Raw genomic sequence first — 18,603 nt, 5'->3', positions numbered from 1 at the left:
AGTGCGGGGCAAGGGAGGGCGGCGGTCAGGAACGTACTTCGAGCAGCGGGACGAGCTGCTCGACGGGGGTCATGGAGCCGTGCATGCCGACCAGGGCCGACTCGTTGGGCTCGCGCTCCGTGGCGATGATCGCGGCGTCGTCGTGGGCGGCCACGATGATGTCGCCGAGACGCCCGTACACACGTTGATCAATGTGTGGACCGAACCAGCCCGCCTCGATGGCCTCGTCGCGGGAGGCCACCCAGAACTGCTCGCCGAGCACCTCGCGCCAGACCGTCAGGACGTCGTTCTCGGCACCCGGCACCGCGTAGACGTGCCGGGCACGGCCCTCGCCGCCGAGGAGGGCGACACCGGCGCGCAGCTCCCAGTCCTCGTCGAAGTCGATGCGGGACCGCTCGTCGAACGGAATGTCGATCATGCCGTGGTCCGCGGTGACGTACAGGGCACTGCGCGGCGGCAGTTGCTCGGCGAGGCGCTGGGCCAGCCGGTCGACGTACATGAGCTGACCGCGCCAGGCGTCGGAGTCGACGCCGAAGCGGTGTCCCTTGCCGTCCACTTCCGCGTAGTACGTGTAGACCAACGACCGGTCCCCGGCGGCCAGTTGCCGCGCGGCGAGGTCCATGCGGTCCTCCCCCGAGAGCCGGCCACGGAAGGTGCCGCCGCTCAGCGCGACCTTGGTGAGCGGTGTGTGCTCGAAGGTCGGGGAGGAGACCTGCGCGGTGTGCACGCCGGCGTCGTGGGCCCGCTGGAAGACCGTGGGGTAGGGCTGCCAGGCGTGCGGGTCCGTCCACGGGTTCCAGCGGAGCTGGTTCATCAGCTCGCCGGTGCCGGGGTCGCGGACGGTGTAGCCGGGCAGGCCGTGCGCGCCGGGCGGCAGTCCCGTGCCGACCGAGGCCAGCGAGGTCGCCGTGGTGGCGGGGAACCCCGCGGTCAGGGGCCGGCCGGTGCCGCCCCGCGAGCTCTGCAGGAGCGAGCTCAGGAAGGGCGCCTCGTCCGGGTGCGCCTTGAGCTGCTCCCAGCCGAGGCCGTCGATCAGGAAGACGCAGTTCCGGTCGGCCGGGGCGAGCTCGGGGATGACGGGCGCGAAGCCGTCGACGCCCTGGTGGGCGACGAGGGTGGGCAGCAGGTCGGCCAGCGAGCCCGCGCCGTACGCGGGCACCGGGGCGGTGTCGAGGGCGAGCGGTTGTACGTCGTCCCAGGCAGGCAGGGACATCAGCGGGCGGTGTCCGCGGTCGCCTCGGACAGCGCCTGGGCGAAGGCGAGGGTCTGCCGCACGGCGTCGGGGCCGTCGCCCGCCTCGCTGACGCGCAGGCTGAGGTCGTCGGCGGTCGAGCTGCCCGTGTAGCCGTGGTCCGCCTCGCAGTTGGGGTCACCGCAGGCCGCGGGCTCCAGGTCGATGCGGGACACCGCGCCCCAGCCGATGGTCAGGACGACCTCGCGCGGCGGCGTCCCCGGCACGTACTTCTCCGGGTTGGCGACGACGCGGCTGACCACGACCGAGGAGATGCGGCCGATCTTGACCGACTCGGTGGAGGTGGTCGCGTACGGCGTCGGGGAGGTGCTGTCCGCCGCCTGCTCGTCGGTGTGGCTGACGATGAAGCGCGTGCCGGTCAGGACGAGGACGGTGACGTGCCGGCGCACTTCGTTGGCGTCGAACGTCGTCTCCTGGTGGACCAGGTAGGACCCGATGGCCTCGCCGCCGATCGCGGCCTCCACCGCCTCGGCCACGAGGGCCGGGTAGTAGCCGCTGCGCTCGATCGCCGCGCGCAGCCCCTGGGTCGTCGTACCGGTCTTTGCCATGCCGTCCATCCTACGGCCCGGTGCGGGGCGCACGGTGCCCCGTGGCCGCCTCGGCGGGGAGCCGGACGCTCCGGTGCCCGGAAAGGGCGGCTCAGTACCCCGGAAGGGTGCGCGGGCCGAGGTCGTCGCGGGCGGGCGGCGGCGCGAGCCGTACGGAGGCGCCGAGCACGGAGAGGCCGCGCTGGGCGACGACCACGGGCTCCAGGGAGACCCCGACCACCTCCGGGTGGTCGTCGACGAGCCGGGACACCCGCTGCAGCAGCTCTTCGAGGGCCGGGGTGTCGACGGGCGCGGAGCCGCGCCAGCCGAACAGGAGCGGCGCGGTCCGGATGGATCGGACCAGGGAGTTCGCCTCGCGGTCGGTGACCGGGACGAGGCGGTGCGCGGTGTCGCCCAGCAGCTCGGATGCGGCGCCCGCGAGGCCGAAGGAGAGCACCGCGCCCGCCGCCGGATCGATCACCGCGCGGACCACGGTGTCCACACCGCGCGGCACCATTCCCTGCACCACGGGGCGCAGCTCGGCGGGCCCTCCGAAGAGGTCCGTCAACTCCTGGTACGCCCGGCGCAGTTGTTCCTCACCGGTCAGGTCGAGGCGGACCCCGCCGAGGTCCGCGCGGTGCCGCAGGTGCGGGGCGGTGGTCTTCAGGGCGACGGGATAGCCGATCGCCCGCGCGGCCGCCACCGCCGCGTCCGGATCGGGCGCGGGCAGCGCCTGCCGTACGTGGATGCCGTACCGCGCGAGCAGCTCGTGGGCGTCGTCCGGGGCGAGGGTGGCGCCGCGCGGGTCGCCGTCCTTGGCGAGCAGCTCCTCGATGCGCGCCGCGGCCCCGCTCTCGTCGATGTCGTCGTACTCGTGCACCCGCCCCGGCTCGTCGGCCTCGCGCCGCCACTGCGCGTACTTGACCGCTTCGGAGAGGGCCCGGACGGCGCGCTCGGCGGCGGGGTAGGCGGGGATGCGGTACTGGTCGGTGGGTTCGGCGGGCTCGGTGGATTCGGCGGGGTCCGCGGGTTGCGTGGGCTGGGCTGCGGGAGCTGCCGCAGGGCCGGCGGGGGGCGTCGCGGGTACGGGGGCGGGCGCGTCCGGCCGGGTGCTGGTGGCGACCGCCAGCGCCTCCGCGAGACCGCCGAGCTCCACGTGGACCACGGCGACCGGCTTGGCGGGGCACCCCGCGGCGGCCGCCCGCAGCTCCGTGGCCAGCGTCTCGGGGTCGGTGGTCGCCCCGTCCTCGCCCACCCAGGGGATCGCGTTGACGATCACCGCGTCACAGCCGTCGTCCGAGAGCGCCTCGGCGAGCGCCGCGCGGAAGTCGGCCGGGACGGCGCCGGTCGTGAGGTCGCGGGGCGGCAGCGGCCGCAGTCCGTCGGCGATGCACGCGTCGTACGTGAGCAGGCCGAGCGACTCGGAGTTGCCGAGGATGCCGACCCGGGGCCCGGACGGCAGCGGCTGGCCCGCGAGCAGCAGCCCCGCGTCGACCATCTCGGTGACGGTGTCGACGCGGATGACGCCGGCCTGGCGCAGCAGCGCCGAGACCGTGGCGTGCGGCAGCCGGGTGGCCTGCACGGCATGGCCGGTCGGCGCGATGCCGCTGTGCCGGGCGCCCTGGACCACGACGAGCGGCTTGGTGGTCGCCGAACGCCGCGCGAGCCGGGTGAACTTGCGCGGGTTGCCGATGGTCTCCAGGTACATCAGCGTCACGTCGGTGTCCGGATCCTCGTACCAGTACTGGAGGAGGTCGTTGCCGGACACGTCCGCGCGGTTGCCGGACCCGACGAAGGTGGAGAGCCCCGCGCCCCTCCGGTGCAGTCCGGACAGCAGGGCGATGCCGATCGCGCCGGACTGGGTGAACAGGCCGATCCGCCCGCGCGCGGGCGACTGCGGGGCCAGCGAGGCGTTGAGCCGTGCCCGGGGGGCGGTGTTGATGACCCCGAAGGCGTTCGGGCCGATGATCCGCATCCCGTAGGACCGGGCCTGGCGGACCAGTTCGCGCTGTCGCTCGCGCCCCTCGGGGCCGCTCTCGCCGTACCCGGCGGAGAGCACCACGAGGCCCTGCACGCCCCGCTCGCCGCACTCGGCGACGACTTGGGGCACCCGGTCGGCGGGGACGGCGATCACCGCGAGGTCGACGGGCTCCTCGATGGCCGCGACGGAGCGGTACGCCGTCACCCCGTCGATGTCCGGGCCGTCGGTCTCCTCGTCGTACGCGCTGTTCACCGCGGAGAGCCGCCCGGTGAAGCCGGAGTCCCTGAGGTTGCGCAGCACGCTGCGGCCCACGCCGCCCGCGGCCCGCCCCGCGCCGATCACCGCCACCGAGCCGGGCGTCAGGAGGCGCTGCACGGAGCGGCCCTCGGCACGCTGCTCACGGGCGCGCTGCACGGCGAGCGAGCGGTCGGTGGGCTCCAGGTCGAACTCGAGACGGACGACGCCGTCCTCGAAGCTGCGCTTCTGCTGGTAGCCGGCGTCGGTGAACACCTTGATCATCTTGGTGTTGGCGGGCAGCACCTCGGCGGCGAAGCGGCGGATGCCGCGCTCCCTGGCGACGGCGGCGATGTGTTCCAGGAGCGCGGAGGCCACACCGCGGCCCTGGTGGGCGTCCTGCACGAGGAAGGCGACCTCGGCCTCGTCGGCGGGCGCGCTGGCGGCCATGCCGCGCTCGTCGATGCGGTCGTAGCGCACGGTCGCGATGAACTCGCCGCCCACCGTGACCGCGAGCCCCACCCGGTCGACCTGGTCGTGGTGGGTGAAACGATGGACGTCCTTGGCGGACAGCCGTGGGTAGGGCGCGAAGAAGCGGTAGTACTTCGACTCGTCCGACACCTGTTCGTAGAAGCTGACCAGGCGGTCCGCGTCCTCGGCCGTGATGGGCCTGATCCGGGCGGTCCCTCCGTCACGCAGCACCACATCGGCTTCCCAGTGGGCGGGGTAGTCGTGCCGATCCTGCCGATCCGACGCGGTCTGCATGGGGCCAGGGTACGGGTCGCGCGGCCGCCCTGGCCGGGGCAGGCTAGGACGGGTCGAACGGCCACCGGGACCAGGACGTATGTCCGACAGAGCACCCGTGACGGCATGAGACACTGGTCTAGACAAGTGTGAGACACCTGGAAGGGCAGCAACACATGGCTGAGCGCCGCGTCAACGTCGGCTGGGCCGAGGGCCTTCACGCCCGACCCGCCTCCATCTTCGTCCGCGCGGCCACGGCCGCGGGCGTTCCCGTGACGATCGCCAAGGCCGACGGCAACCCGGTCAACGCCGCGTCGATGCTCGCGGTGCTCGGCCTGGGCGCCCAGGGCGGCGAGGAGATCGTGCTCGCCTCCGACGCCGAGGGTGCCGACGCCGCCCTCGACCGGCTGGCGAAGCTCGTCTCGGAGGGGCTCGAGGAGCTTCCGGAGACGGTCTAGGACGCGTTTCCGAAAAACGCCGAAGGGGTCACCCGGAGTATTCCGGGTGACCCCTTCGACGTTTTTCAAGCCTTACGCCGAAAAGGCAGCCCCCGGAATTCCTGCTTTCTCACTCGGCCCCCTCTTTCATAAGGGTCCTCTTTTTATACGGCTCCTCCGTTAATTCCGGAGGCCCACCGTGTTGACGGCATGTTGCGGATCCCTCACACCGCCGCGCCCGGCCCGCCGCGCGGGACGCAGCCGTTGGGCGACCGCCGTCCGCTCGGCGTGCGCGGCGGCGACGGCTCTGGCCCGCTCCACGTCCCTGCGGGCCACCGCGTCGAGGATCGCGGCGTGTTCGGACCACGTCTCGGCCGGCGCCGCCGGGGACTCCGCCACGTACATCCAGGCGACCTTGTGGCGGAGCTGGGTGAGCAGCGCGCCGAGGCCGGGGCTCGCGGACGCCTGGGCGAGCGTCTCGTGGAACCAGCCGCCCAAGGGCCGCAGATCCTCCCCCAGGCCGCTCCTGGCGCGCTCCTGGCCCAGCCGGACGAGTCCGCGCAGAACCTTCAGGTGCGCGTCGTCGCGGCGCTGTGCGGCGCGTGCCGCGGCGAGCGGTTCGAGCAGCGTCCGCATCTCCAGGAGATCCGCGGCCTCCTGCTCCGTCGGTTCCGCGACGCACGCGCCCGCGTGCCTGCGCGTGACGACGAAACCCTCGGCCTCCAAGGTGCGCAGCGCCTCGCGCACGGGGACGCGCGAGACGCCGTAGCGGCGCGCGAGGAGCTCCTCGGTGAGCCGGCCGCCCCGCGCGTGGACTCCGGCGACGATGTCGTCCCGGATGGCCGTGCTGACCGAGTGCGCCGGAATGCGCGTGACCGGACCTCCGCCCACTGACCGGACCTCCATTGAATTCCCCGCGTCAGGCGGTCGACCCGACGCTCGTCCGGTGACTCTATTGCAGAGTGCCGCGATTTCCGATGGCGTCCGGGAATTCATGGATATCTTTTGGCCACCGCGGGACGAGGCGCCGACACGGCAACGCGAAAGCCCCGGCTCATCAGGAGCCGGGGCTTTCGAAGCGATGCTGCGGGGTTCGCGTCCGTCAGACGTTGACGCCGTGTCCGCGCAGGTACGCGATGGGGTCGATGTCCGAGCCGTAGTCCGGGCCGGTGCGGGCCTCGAAGTGCAGGTGCGGGCCGCTGGCGTTGCCGGTGGCGCCGGAGATGCCTATCTGCTGGCCCGGGGTGACCGTCTGGCCGACGGAGACACCGAGGGAGGACATGTGGCCGTACTGGGTGTACGTGCCGTCGTTCATCTTGATGACCACGTTGTTGCCGTAGGCACCGCCCCAGCCGGCCTCGACGACGGTGCCGGCGCCGACCGCGTGGACCGAGGTGCCGGACGCGGCGTGGAAGTCGATGCCGGTGTGGCTGCCGGAGGACCACATGGCGCCGCCGGTCTGGTAGCCCGTGGAGACGTACGAGCCGGAGATCGGGGAGACGTAGCTGTTCAGGCGCTTGCGCTCGGCCGCGCGGGCTGCGCGCTCCTTGGCCTCGCGCTCCTTCTCGGCCTTCGCCTTGGCCTCGGCCTCGGCCTTGCGCTTCTCCTCGGCGGCCTTCTTCTTGGCGGCCTCTTCGGCCTTCTGGGCGGCAGCGGCGTCGTCGGCGGCCTGGCGCTGGGCGGCCGCCTGCGCGTCGATGTTCTCGGCGAGCGAGTCGCCGACGGAGATGGCCTGGGTGAAGCCGGTGTGCTCGAGGGCCGCGTCATCGGCGGCGGCGAGCGCCGGACCGGCGAGGCCTCCGATGACACCGGTGGTGGTGAGCGCTGCGACGCCCGCGACGTTCGCGGTGGTACGCGTGAGGCGGCTCGGACGACGGTGCTTCCCGGTGGCACGGGTGAACGCCATGAAGCGGCTGATCCTTTCCTTCCCTCTCGCCTACCGGGTTAGCTGACGGGTTCGGAGCAGGAAGGTCTCCTACGGGTTCCTCGCCTCGCGGCAAGGTGCCCGATTCACCCCAGGGGACATGTGGGTCCCCGGCTCCCCTGGCTCGCGCCGTACGGGGACTCGGCGATGACTGTCCGGTGCCGCGGGTGCGGCGTACTGCGCGACGAACAGCCGGACCGACGCTAAGCGGGCGCACTTTCAATCGACAAACAGAACTCGACTTTTGTAGCGCACGCCACAGGGCAGACGGGCAACCTCCGTATGAATCCGGACATATGAGGACCCTGGCGCCCGAAGCGGTCACCAGGGGCTCATTTGTCCGGCCTGACGGTCACTCAGCCGGTGACCACACTCACGTCACCGATCCCGAGGGCCCTGACGGGCTCCTCGATCTGCGCGGCGTCCCCGACGAGGACCGTCACCAGCCGGTCCTCCGGGAAGGCGTTCACGACGGCCGCGGTGGCCTCCACGGTGCCGGTGGCCGCCAGCTGCCGGTACAGCTGCGCCTGGAAGTCGTCCGGCAGGTTCTGCTCGACCTGGTCGGCGAGGGTGGCCGCGACGGAGGCCGCCATCTCGTACTTGAGCGGGGCGACGCCCACCAGGTTCTGCACGGCGACGTCGCGCTCGGCGTCGGTGAGCCCGTCGGCGGCGAGGGTGCGCAGCACCTTCCAGAGGTCGTCGAGCGCCGGGCCGGTGTTCGGGGTGTCCACGGAGCCGCTGATGGCGAGCATCGCGGCGCCCGTGCCGTCCGGCGCCGAACGCAGCACCTGGCCGAACGCCCTGACGCCGTAGGTGTATCCCTTCTCCTCGCGCAGGACGCGGTCCAAGCGGGAGGTGAGGGTGCCGCCCAGGCAGTACGTGCCGAGCACCTGGGCGGGCCAGACGCGGTCGTGCCGGTCGGGGCCGATGCGGCCGATCAGCAGCTGCGTCTGGACCGCGCCGGGGCGGTCCACGATGACGACGCGGCCGCGGTCGTCGGCGGTCACCGGCGGCACCGGGCGTGGCTCGCCTGCGGAGCCGGTCCAGGCACCGACGGTGTCCGCGAGGACGGCGTCCAGGTCGGTGCCGGTCAGGTCGCCGACCACGACGAGGGTGGCCGTGGCGGGCCGGACGTGCTTCTCGTAGAAGGCCCGTACCGCCGCCGAGTCGATGGCGGTGACCGTCTCCTCGGTGCCCTGGCGCGGCCGCGACATGCGCGAGGTCGCCGGGAAGAGCTGCCGGGAGAGCTCCTTGGCGGCGCGCCGCGCGGGGTTGGCGGCCTCGTGCGGGATCTCGTCCAGGCGGTTGCGTACGAGCCGTTCGATCTCGCTGTCGGCGAAGGCCGGGGCCCGCAGCGCGTCGGCGAGCAGGCCGAGCGCCTTGGGGAGCCGGGAGACCGGGACCTCCAGGGAGACGCGGACCCCCGGGTGGTCGGCGTGCGCGTCGAGGGTCGCGCCGCAGCGGTCGAGCTCGGCGGCGAACTCCTCGGCGGAGTGCTTGTCGGTGCCCTCGTTGAACGCCCTCGCCATGATCGTGGCGACGCCGTCGAGGCCCTCGGGCTCGGCGTCCAGGGGCGCTTCGAGGTGGATCTCGACGGCGACCACCTGCTGGCCGGGGCGGTGGCAGCGCAGGACGGTGAGGCCGTTGGGCAGGGTGCCGCGCTGGGGAGCGGGGAAGGCCCAGGGCTTGGCCGTGCCCGCCTGGGGCTGGGGGTGGAACTGCATGGTCGCGGCCTCGGTCACTTCGCCGCCTCCTCTTCTTCCTCGTCGTCCTCGTCCGCGTCGGCCGGGGTCGTCGGCTCGTACACGAGCACCGCGCGGTTGTCCGGGCGCAGACGGGCCTTGGCGACCTCCTGGACCTCCTCCGCGGTGACGTCGAGGACGCGCTGCACGGCGGTGAGGGCGAGCTGCGGGTCGCCGAACAGGACGGCGTACCGGCAGAGTTCGTCGGCGCGGCCGGCGACCGTGCCGAGCCGGTCGAGCCACTCGCGCTCCAACTGTGCCTGGGCGCGCTCCATCTCCTCCGGAGTGGGGCCCTCCGCGGCGAACCGGGCGAGCTCCTCGTCGACGGCGGCCTCGATGACGGGCACCTCGACGTCGCCGGACGTCTTCACGTCCAGCCAGCCGAGCGACGGTGCGCCGGCGAGCCGCAGCAGGCCGAACCCGGCGGCGACCGCCGTGCGGTCATGGCGCACCAGGCGGTTGTAGAGCCGGGAGGACTCGCCGCTGCCGAGGACGGTGAGGGCGATGTCGGCCGCGTCGCACGCGCGCGTGCCGTCCTCCGGGAGGCGGTAGGCGGCCATCAGGGCACGGGCCGGCACCTCCTCCTCGACGACCTCGCGCAGCTCCTCGCCGATGCGCTCCGGCAGGGAGCCGTCGCGCGGCGGCTGCTTGCCGTCGTGGCCCGGGATCGAACCGAAGTACTTATCGACCCAGGCGAGCGTCTGCTCCGGGTCGATGTCGCCGACGACCGACAGGACGGCGTTGTTCGGCGCGTAGAACGTACGGAAGAAGGCGCGGGCGTCCTCCAGGGTGGCCGCGTCCAGGTCGGCCATGGAGCCGATCGGCGTGTGGTGGTACGGGTGGCCCTCGGGGTACGACATGGCCGTCAGCCGTTCGAAGGCGGTGCCGTACGGGACGTTGTCGTAGCGCTGGCGGCGCTCGTTCTTGACGACGTCGCGCTGGTTCTCCATGGACTGCTCGTCGAGCGCGGTGAGCAGCGAGCCCATCCGGTCGGCCTCGAGCCACAGGGCCAGCTCCAACTGGTGCGCGGGCATGGTCTCGAAATAGTTGGTGCGCTCGAAGCTCGTCGTGCCGTTGAGCGAACCGCCCGCTCCCTGGACCAGCTCGAAGTGGCCGTTGCCGTGCACCTGCTTCGAGCCCTGGAACATCAGGTGCTCGAAGAGGTGGGCGAGGCCGGTAAGCCCCTTGACCTCGTGGCGTGAGCCGACGTCGTACCAGAGGCAGACCGCGGCGACCGGGGTCAGGTGGTCCTCGGAGAGCACCACGCGCAGGCCGTTGGCCAGCCGGTGCTCGGTCGCTGTCAGGCCGCCGGAGCCGGCCTCGGCCGTGGCCGTGTGACCCATGGGCATGTACGTCCCTTCGATCGCTGGATCATCGCTGGATCAGAACCATTGCTGCCAGTCCTGCCACTGTATGCAAGCGTGTCAGCACCTGACGAAGTTCCCGCTCCGCCCACGGCGTAGTCGCGTGTGACGGCTCCGGTGCACGGGTCGTGGTCTGCGTTGTCAGTGGGACAGTCCACAATGGTCGGCGTCAGAACCCGCACTTGTTGGTGAAGGAGCCGCAGCAGCGATGGCCCGCCGCAGCACGAAGACCCCGCCGCCCGACGACGCGTACGAGGAGAAGATCCTCGACATCGACGTCGTCGACGAGATGCAGGGCTCCTTCCTCGAGTACGCGTATTCGGTCATCTACTCCCGAGCCCTTCCGGACGCCCGGGACGGCATGAAGCCGGTGCACCGCCGCATCGTCTACCAGATGAACGAGATGGGCCTGCGCCCCGACCGCGGCTATGTGAAGTGCGCCCGCGTCGTCGGCGAGGTCATGGGCAAGTTGCACCCGCACGGTGACGCGTCGATCTACGACGCCCTGGTCCGCATGGCCCAGCCCTTCTCGATGCGCCTGCCCCTGGTGGACGGCCACGGCAACTTCGGCTCGCTCGGCAACGACGACCCGCCGGCCGCCATGCGGTACACCGAGTGCAAGATGGCCGACGCCACCTCCCTGATGACGGAGTCGATCGACGAGAACACCGTCGACTTCGAGCCGAACTACGACGGCCAGGAGATGGAGCCCACCGCCCTCCCGGCGGCCTACCCGAACCTCCTGGTCAACGGCGCGTCGGGCATCGCCGTCGGCATGGCGACGAACATGCCGCCGCACAACCTCGGCGAGGTCATCGCCGCCGCCCGCCACCTCATCAAGCACCCGGGGGCCGACCTCGAGACCCTGATGAAGTACGTGCCGGGCCCGGACCTGCCCACCGGCGGCCGCATCGTCGGCCTGAACGGCATCAAGGACGCGTACGAATCGGGCCGCGGCACCTTCAAGACCCGCGCCACGGTCTCCGTGGAGAACGTGACGGCGCGCCGCAAGGGCCTGGTCGTCACCGAACTGCCCTTCTCCGTGGGCCCCGAGAAGGTCATCTCCAAGATCAAGGACCTGGTCGGCTCGAAGAAGCTGCAGGGCATCGCCGACGTCAAGGACCTCACCGACCGCGCGCACGGCCTGCGCCTGGTCATCGAGATCAAGAACGGCTTCGTCCCCGAGGCCGTCCTGGAGCAGCTCTACAAGCTCACGCCGATGGAGGAGTCCTTCGGCATCAACAACGTGGCACTGGTCGACGGCCAGCCCCTCACGCTCGGCCTCAAGGAGCTCCTCGAGGTCTACCTCGACCACCGGTTCACCGTGGTGCGCCGGCGCAGCGAGTTCCGCCGCGGCAAGAAGCGCGACCGCCTGCACCTGGTCGAGGGCCTCCTCGTCGCGCTCCTGGACATCGACGAGGTCATCCGCCTCATCCGCTCCAGCGACAACTCCGCGCAGGCCAAGGAGCGCCTGATGGAGCGCTTCTCGCTGAGCGACATCCAGACGCAGTACATCCTGGACACCCCGCTGCGCCGCCTCACCAAGTTCGACCGCATCGAGCTGGAGTCCGAGCGCGACAAGCTCAACGGCGAGATCGACGAGCTGACCGGCATCCTGGAGTCGGACGCGGAGCTGCGCAAGCTGGTCTCGTCGGAACTGGCCGCGGTCGCCAAGAAGTTCGGCACCGACCGGCGCACGGTGCTCTTGGAGTCCTCGGGTTCCCCGGCCGCCACGGTCTCGCTGCAGGTCGCGGACGACCCGTGCCGGGTGCTCCTGTCGTCGACGGGCCTGCTCGCGCGTACGGCCAACGGCGAGCCCTTCGCCGACGGCGACAGCAAGCGGGTCAAGCACGACGTGATCGTCTCGGCGGTGCCGGCGACGGCGCGCGGCGAGGTGGGCGCGGTCACCTCCGAGGGACGGCTGTTGCGCCTCTCCGTGGTGGACCTTCCCCAGCTCCCGGAGACGGCGTCGGCGCCCAACCTCTCCGGAGGAGCGCCCGTCTCGGAGCTGCTCAGCCTGGAGAAGGACGAGAAGCTGATCTGCCTGATGACGCTCGACGAGTCCTCGCCGGGCCTGGCGCTGGGCACGTCGCTGGGCGTCGTCAAGCGCGTGGTCCCCGACTATCCCTCCCACAAGGAGGAGTTGGAGGTCATCACCCTCAGGGACGGCGACCGGATCGTCGGCGCGGCCGAGCTGCGCACCGGCGAGGAGGACCTGGTCTTCGTCACCGACGACGCCCAGCTGCTGCGCTACCAGGCCTCGCAGGTGCGCCCCCAGGGCCGTCCCGCGGGCGGCATGACGGGCATCAAGCTCTCCGACGGCGCGAAGGTCATCTCCTTCTCGGCGGTGGACCCGGCGGTCGAGGCCGTCGTCTTCACGGTCGCGGGCTCGCGCGGCACGCTCGACGACTCGGTGCAGACGACGGCCAAGGTGACGCCGTTCGACCAGTACCCCCGCAAGGGGCGTGCGACGGGCGGCGTCCGCGTACAGCGCTTCCTGAAGGGCGAGGACTGCCTGAGCTTCGCCTGGGCCGGCCCGACGCCGGCGCACGCGGCCCAGCGCAACGGCTCCCCGGCGGAGCTGCCGGAGATCGACCCGCGCCGCGACGGCTCGGGCGTATCGCTCGGCAAGCCGGTGGCGGCGGTGGCGGGGCCGGTGTAAACGGGGCCCGGTCTCTCGACCGGACCGGGTGCAGCCTCAGGGTCGGACTCAGTATTCGGAGCCGACGTCCTCGTCGGGCTCGCGGGGCTCCTCGTCGGGCTCGCGGGGCTCCTCGTCGGGCTCGCGGAGCTCCTCGTCCGGCGCCTCCTGGACGTACCGCAGGACGCCCCACATGCCGTACTCATCGGCGTGTGGGGCTTCGTCGCGACAGGCCTCAAGGTCCTTCTCCAGCGCCGACACGTCGACGCCCGACCCGATGAGCACGAGCTGGGTCAGCCGCGCCTCCCCCGGGGCCCACGGCTGGGGGTAGAAGCGCAGGAACCGCCCCACGGCGTGCACCTCGTACCGGTTCCTCGGATCGGCCGGGCCGAAGTCGACGTACCCCTTGATGCGGTAGAGCCCTTCGGGCCTGCTGTCGAGCAGGGCCATCAGAGGGCGCGGTCCCAGCGGCACGTCCGAGGTGAAGGAGAGGCTTTCGTAGGCGGAGTGCAGGTGGTTGTGGTGCCCGTCGTCGTGGTGCCCGTGGTTGTGGTGCCCATGGTTGTGGTGCCCGGCATCGGTACCGGCACCGTCGTGCAGGTCGTCGAAGGAGAGCTGTCCGATCCGCTCCCCCACCGGCGCCCGGTCGAAGAACAGTTCCACGTCGACGCGTCCGTAGGAGGCGGCGACGACGGCCGCGCGCCCCGCGAGCCCGCGCACCACGTCGAGGACCCGCTCACGCTCCTGCTCGGCCACCCGGTCGGCCTTGTTGACGACGACGAGGTCGGCGATGCCCAGGTGCCGGTCGACCTCGGGGTGGCGCTCCCTGGTGGCGTCGAACTCGGCGGCGTCGACGACCTCGACGAGTCCCCCGTACACGATGTGCGGGTTCTCGCTGGCCAGCACCATCTTCACGAGTTCCTGCGGCTCGGCGAGCCCGCTGGCCTCGATGACGATGACGTCGATGCGGGCGGCGGGCGCGGCGAGCCGCTCCAGGTACGTGTCGAGCTCGCTTGCGTCCACGGCACAGCACAGGCATCCGTTGCCGAGCGAGACGGTCGAGTCGCCGAGCTGTCCCGCGACGGACATCGCGTCGATCTCGATCGACCCGAAGTCGTTGACGATCGCACCGATACGGGTGCCGCCGCTGCGGTGCAGCAGATGGTTGAGCAACGTCGTCTTGCCGGAGCCCAGAAACCCGGTGAGGACGACGACCGGGATCTGCTGCTTGTTCACGCGGACCTCTCGTGCCGACGCTGGTACGGACCTCAGTGGGCTCCGTACGACGAATGAAGACCGCCCCAGGATAGGTGGGCGTAGTCGGGCCGCGAAGTGAACGATTGTTAGCGGCGCTCGCGGGGCACACGTTAGGCACGGCGCCGGTAAGTGCGACCTCTGCTTCCTTCCGTGCGCCTCCTCTCCGCCTCCCCGCCGATCAGAGCCGCTCGGCACCCTGGGAGACGGCAAGCGCACCGCCCATCGCTCGCCGGTCCGCTCCCTGTCGACCCGCATCCGACGACCGGCGGACGGTCGCCGATTCGGGGGTTGACATGACCACACAGAAAATGTCGATACGGGGGGTGGGTCCGGCCGCCGTGGCGGGGCTCTCATTCGCGACAGGAACGTATCTGCTGCTCCGGTCCAAGGGGCGCCGCGACGCGGCTCACTCCGCGGAGACGGCGGGTCTCGCGGGCACCGCGGGCACCACGGGCAGCGCAGGCACCCCGGGAGCCACAGGCACCACAGGAAGCGCAAGCACCACGGGCACCACGGGAACCATGAGCACCACAGTCACCACGGGCACCGCGGAACACGAGCGCCGGGCGGCCGAGCACGAATGTGCGGCCCTGGCCGTCCAGCGCCGGAACGCCGCGCTCACCGAACAGCACCGGCTCCACTTCGACCTCCTGTGCAAGGCGATGGGGGACGCCTCGCTCGCGGCGGTCCTGAACACCTACGAAGAGGACGTACCGCCCGAGCGACAGCGGCAGTTCCTCTTCGCCAACGCGCTCTACATCAACGCGTTGCACGCCCACCGCATCGGCGCCATGACCCTGCAGGAACTCCATGGACACCTTCGGGTGATGTGCCAGAACCAGATCTTCCGGCAGTACTGGGACGCGACCCGGCACCATCGCGCGAGCCTGGACCGCTCGTCCGATGAGGCCAAGGTGGGGCGAATGATGGACCGACTGGTTCAGGAGTTGGACAGCGCGGAGACGGACGAGTGGTGGGTGGTCGGCGAACCTCCCACCGGGTAGGGCCAGTTGGATTAGTTCAAGCCAACCTCACTGACATCGCCCGGTACGCTGGCCCCGTTTTCGCCTCTACTGACCCCAAGGACCGGGATCGCATTGAAGATCGTGCGCCGCATCGGTGTGTCTCCGCGCGAGCGGGGCAGCCAGACGGGGCAGACCTGCCCCGACATCTTCGAACTCACCGACGGCAACTTCGCAGTGATCGGGACCGACAGGACCGACACCCTGGACAGCGAACTGCCGGCCGATGCCGCACGAGCAGACTACGAACGCATTGTCGTCATCACCCGCGAGACCTTGATCCGCGCCCGGGCGGACATCCCGGAGAACTGAGTCGGCCCGGCCTGCAGCCGCAACGACACCCTGGCCGTTGCGGCGATCGTCATCTGGCTCCGCGACACCGTCCAGGAGCCACCGCGAACGCTCTAGGCCGGGAGCGAGAACCCCTCAGGCAACGTGCCCTCGACGAACAGCATCCCCACACGGACTTTGCCCTCACGTATCGCCCGGGCGCGCCGGTACTCCGGGGAGTCGTACCACTCCCGGATTCGGTCCATGTCGGGAAACTCGATGACCATGAACCGAGAGGAATCCCAGGTGCCTTCGACGGGCTCGGGGGTCGGACCTGCGGCCAGGTAACGGCCGCCGTGGCTGAGGATGGACTCCTGCGCCACGGGCGCGTAGGCCAGGCCGGCCTCCTCGTCGAGCACATCGACCTTGACGATGACGTAAGCGGGCATGAGATCCCCGTCCTCAGGGCGCGGCGTGTACCGATGTCAGGGCCGAGACTATGCGGGAGACGCACCAGAGGATCAGTGTTCTCGCGCGGGCCTAGGCCACCGCATCACCCCGCCGCCCGAGCGGCGGCACCGGCACCGGAACCGGCGGGGCCTCCCCCACATACCGCGCCGCCGGGCGGATGATCTTCGAGTCCCTGGCCTGTTCCAGGATGTTCGCACTCCAGCCCACCACCCGCGCGGACGCGAACGTCGGCGTGAACATCTCGCGGGGCAGCCCGCACAGCTCCATGACGACGCCGGCGTAGAACTCCACGTTCGTGTGCAGCTCACGGCCCGGTTTCAGCTCCGCCAGGATCGCCTCGACGTGCCGTTCGACCTCGACCGCGAACTCCACCAGGCCCCCGCCGAACTCCTGGGCGATGCCTCGCAGCATGCGCGAGCGCGGGTCCTCCGTGCGGTAGACGGGGTGCCCGAAGCCCATGATGCGGTCCCCGGCGAGAACCCGTTCCCGGATCCAGCCGTCGATGCGGTCGGGCGTGCCGATCGCGTCGAGGGTGTCGAGCGCCCGGCTCGGCGCACCGCCGTGCAGCGGCCCCGACAGCGCCCCGACCGCGCCCACCAGACAGGCCGCCACGTCCGCACCGGTCGACGTGATGACCCGCGCAGTGAACGTTGACGCGTTGAACCCATGGTCAATGGTTGAGATCAGGTAGTGCTCGATCGCCCGGACACGCGCGGCATCCGGTTCCGAACCGGTGAGCATGTAGAGGTAGTTGGCGGCGTACGACAGGTCGTCGCGCGGCTCGACGGGGTCGAGGCCCTGACCGAGCCGGTACAGCGCGGTGAGCAGGGTCGGCACCACGGCGGACGCGGCGAGGGCGTCCGCGCGGCGCCGCTCGTCGTCGATGTCGTACACCGGCCGGAAACCCTTCGACGCCCCGAAGAGCGAGAGCGCGGTGCGCAGCCCGGAGAGCGGCCCCGACAGCACACTGGCGCGGGCGATGGCGGGCAGCGCCTCCCGCACCTCGTCGGGCAGTTGACGCAGCGACGCCGTCCGCGCGGCGAAGGCGGCGCTCCGGTCGGCGTCCGGCAGCTCGCCGTGGAACATCAGATGCCATACGTCCTCGAAGCTGCGGTTCTGCGCGAGCTCGACCGCCGAGTACTGGCGGTAGTGGTAGAAGCCTTCGCGCCCCCGGACGTCTCCGAGTTCGGTCTCGGTGACGACGACGCCGGCGAGTCCTCGTGGGACCTCTACGGGCTCGGTGGGACCGGTGGCGCTGGAGCCGGTGGTGTTGGTGGGGCCGGTGGTGGAGCCATTGATCGGCATGTTCTTCCTCGACTTCCTCCCTGGACTTGATTCGACTGTCCATGCTTGACTGAAGTCCTGTCAATATTGATTCGATCAATGCACGGGTACACATGTCGGGATGCGGATACGGTGACGCCCATGACGGATCAAGGAACCACGCACGGAGACCGGCGGCTCAGCACCAAGGAAGCCGCCGAACTGCTCGGCGTGAAGCCCGAGACCGTGTACGCGTACGTGAGCCGCGGCCAGCTCAGCAGCCGCCGCGGCCCGGGGGCACGGGGCAGCACGTTCGACGCCAAGGAGGTGGAGGCGCTGGCCCGCAGGAACAGGCGCGAACCGGCCGCGCCCACCACCGCCAACGAACTCTCCGTACGCACCCGCATCACTCTTATCGACAAGGACCGCTACTACTTCCGCGGCGTCGACGCGACGGAACTCGCCCTCAACCACTCCTACGAAGAGGTCGCCGAGTGGCTCTGGACAGGCACCCTGCGCCCCGGCATCGGCTTCACCGCTCCCGAGGAGACCGCCGCCGCGGCCCGCCGCGCGGTCGACGCGCTGCCCGAGCACAGCGGCCCCACCGACCGGCTGCGCGTCGCGGCGATCTCCGCCGCCACCGCCGACCCGCTCCGCTTCGACCTCTCCGAAGAGGCCGTCATCGGCACCGGTCGCACCCTGATCCCCACCCTGGTGGCCGCCCTCCCGCCGGTCCTGTCCGGCGGCCAGGACGGCGGCCCCCTGGCCCGGCGCCTGTGGGCCCGGCTGACCGGCCGCAAGCCCGACGACGCCGCGCTGCACGCCCTGGACACCGCCCTCGCGCTGCTCGTCGACCACGACCTCGCCGCGTCGACGCTCGCCGTCCGGGTCGCCGCCTCGGCGCGCGCCCACCCCTACGCCGCGGTCTCTGCCGGGCTCGGCGTCCTGGAGGGCCCGCTGCACGGCGCGGCGAGCGCTCTCGCCCACCGCATGCTGATCGACGTGCTCGACCGGGGCAGCGCCGGCCCCGTGGTGGCCGACGAGCTCCGCGCGGGCCGCCGCGTCCCCGGGCTCGGCCACCGCCTCTACCCCGGCGAGGACCCGCGCGCGCAGGCGCTGTTCGCCCTCCTGGAGGTGATGCCGAAGGCCGGCCCCGCCCTGGCCGCGGCCCGCGACGTGGTGGCCACCACCGCCCGCCACACCGACCTGCACGCCAACGTCGACCTCGCACTCGCCGTCCTCACGGTCTCCTCAGGCATGCCGGCGGAGGCAGGCGAGACGATCTTCGCGGTGGCGCGCACGGCGGGGTGGATCGCCCATGCCCTGGAGGAGTACGGGGAGCGCCCGCTGCGCATGCGCCCCAGCGGCCAGTACGTCGGCCTGCGCCCGCCCCAGCCACTGCCCGCACCTGAGGCTCCTGGGGCAGCTACGGCAGCTCCCTGACGCCCGACGCCCTCTGGCGCTTCAGTCGGCG

At 71.6% G+C, this 18,603-nt stretch carries 15 protein-coding genes and 1 riboswitch; of the genes, 5 read left to right on the top strand and 10 right to left on the bottom strand.

All coding sequences use genetic code 11. From position 1 onward, the window contains the following. Nucleotides 1-25: 25 nt before the first annotated feature. The 3 genes from ACZ6CV_RS20165 to ACZ6CV_RS20155 form a co-directional block, all read right to left on the bottom strand. Nucleotides 26-1,213, bottom strand: coding sequence for an alkaline phosphatase family protein (locus ACZ6CV_RS20165; protein WP_469252119.1), 1,188 nt, complete (start codon nt 1,211-1,213; stop codon nt 26-28). Then, nucleotides 1,213-1,800 (bottom strand): DUF5998 family protein, encoded by a 588-nt coding sequence (locus tag ACZ6CV_RS20160; protein ID WP_362375845.1) that lies wholly within the window; start codon nt 1,798-1,800, stop codon nt 1,213-1,215. The genes ACZ6CV_RS20165 and ACZ6CV_RS20160 overlap by 1 nt, the downstream gene beginning before the upstream one ends. A 91-nt stretch (nt 1,801-1,891) precedes the next feature. Then, nucleotides 1,892-4,759 (bottom strand): bifunctional acetate--CoA ligase family protein/GNAT family N-acetyltransferase, encoded by a 2,868-nt coding sequence (locus ACZ6CV_RS20155; protein ID WP_469252118.1) that lies wholly within the window; start codon nt 4,757-4,759, stop codon nt 1,892-1,894. Nucleotides 4,760-4,914: 155 nt separating this feature from the next. Here ACZ6CV_RS20155 and ACZ6CV_RS20150 point away from each other — a divergent pair, with 155 nt between their 5' ends. Further along, nucleotides 4,915-5,196 (top strand): HPr family phosphocarrier protein, encoded by a 282-nt coding sequence (locus tag ACZ6CV_RS20150; protein ID WP_003993478.1) that lies wholly within the window; start codon nt 4,915-4,917, stop codon nt 5,194-5,196. A 159-nt stretch (nt 5,197-5,355) separates the two neighbouring features. On the opposite strand, the gene ACZ6CV_RS20145 is transcribed toward ACZ6CV_RS20150, so the two are convergent. The 4 genes from ACZ6CV_RS20145 to ACZ6CV_RS20130 form a co-directional block, all read right to left on the bottom strand. Continuing rightward, a complete protein-coding gene (locus tag ACZ6CV_RS20145; RefSeq protein WP_469252117.1) occupies nt 5,356-6,066 on the bottom strand; it encodes a GntR family transcriptional regulator in 711 nt (236 codons plus the stop codon). Nucleotides 6,067-6,277: 211 nt separating this feature from the next. Further along, complete coding sequence (locus tag ACZ6CV_RS20140; RefSeq protein WP_469252116.1) at nt 6,278-7,081, bottom strand: M23 family metallopeptidase; 804 nt, start codon at nt 7,079-7,081, stop codon at nt 6,278-6,280. Between the two features lie 12 nt (nt 7,082-7,093). Further along, nucleotides 7,094-7,256, bottom strand: a riboswitch (cyclic di-AMP (ydaO/yuaA leader). A 199-nt stretch (nt 7,257-7,455) separates the two neighbouring features. Then, the gene (locus ACZ6CV_RS20135) at nt 7,456-8,841 is read right to left on the bottom strand and encodes a M16 family metallopeptidase (protein WP_469252115.1); all 1,386 of its coding nucleotides are present in this window, start codon (nt 8,839-8,841) and stop codon (nt 7,456-7,458) included. Then, a complete protein-coding gene (locus ACZ6CV_RS20130; protein WP_469252114.1) occupies nt 8,838-10,190 on the bottom strand; it encodes a M16 family metallopeptidase in 1,353 nt (450 codons plus the stop codon). The genes ACZ6CV_RS20135 and ACZ6CV_RS20130 overlap by 4 nt, the downstream gene beginning before the upstream one ends. A 223-nt stretch (nt 10,191-10,413) precedes the next feature. Here ACZ6CV_RS20130 and ACZ6CV_RS20125 point away from each other — a divergent pair, with 223 nt between their 5' ends. Then, complete coding sequence (locus ACZ6CV_RS20125) at nt 10,414-12,867, top strand: DNA gyrase/topoisomerase IV subunit A (protein WP_469252113.1); 2,454 nt, start codon at nt 10,414-10,416, stop codon at nt 12,865-12,867. Nucleotides 12,868-12,915: 48 nt separating this feature from the next. On the opposite strand, the gene ACZ6CV_RS20120 is transcribed toward ACZ6CV_RS20125, so the two are convergent. Continuing rightward, nucleotides 12,916-14,082, bottom strand: coding sequence for a CobW family GTP-binding protein (locus tag ACZ6CV_RS20120; protein ID WP_469252112.1), 1,167 nt, complete (start codon nt 14,080-14,082; stop codon nt 12,916-12,918). A 314-nt stretch (nt 14,083-14,396) separates the two neighbouring features. Here ACZ6CV_RS20120 and ACZ6CV_RS20115 point away from each other — a divergent pair, with 314 nt between their 5' ends. Next, nucleotides 14,397-15,107, top strand: coding sequence for a DUF6082 family protein (locus ACZ6CV_RS20115; protein WP_469252111.1), 711 nt, complete (start codon nt 14,397-14,399; stop codon nt 15,105-15,107). A gap of 93 nt (nt 15,108-15,200) precedes the next feature. Continuing rightward, nucleotides 15,201-15,437, top strand: coding sequence for a hypothetical protein (locus ACZ6CV_RS20110; protein WP_355804443.1), 237 nt, complete (start codon nt 15,201-15,203; stop codon nt 15,435-15,437). Nucleotides 15,438-15,529: 92 nt separating this feature from the next. Here ACZ6CV_RS20110 and ACZ6CV_RS20105 read toward each other — a convergent pair whose 3' ends face one another. Together ACZ6CV_RS20105 and ACZ6CV_RS20100 are read right to left on the bottom strand one after the other, a co-directional pair. Then, complete coding sequence (locus tag ACZ6CV_RS20105) at nt 15,530-15,844, bottom strand: DUF1330 domain-containing protein (protein WP_469252110.1); 315 nt, start codon at nt 15,842-15,844, stop codon at nt 15,530-15,532. 91 nt (nt 15,845-15,935) lie between these two features. Continuing rightward, nucleotides 15,936-17,171 (bottom strand): citrate synthase/methylcitrate synthase, encoded by a 1,236-nt coding sequence (locus ACZ6CV_RS20100; RefSeq protein ID WP_469252109.1) that lies wholly within the window; start codon nt 17,169-17,171, stop codon nt 15,936-15,938. A gap of 120 nt (nt 17,172-17,291) precedes the next feature. Between ACZ6CV_RS20100 and ACZ6CV_RS20095 the strand changes: the two genes are divergently transcribed. Beyond that, nucleotides 17,292-18,572 carry a citrate synthase family protein gene (locus ACZ6CV_RS20095; RefSeq protein ID WP_469252108.1) on the top strand — a complete coding sequence of 427 codons (1,281 nt, stop codon included), beginning with the start codon at nt 17,292-17,294 and terminating at the stop codon, nt 18,570-18,572. Nucleotides 18,573-18,603: the final 31 nt, after the last annotated feature.

Source organism: Streptomyces sp. NPDC041713, assembly GCF_055591085.1.
The sequence above is the reverse complement of the archived record's forward strand: the minus strand, read 5'-3'. Positions and strand labels throughout refer to the sequence as shown.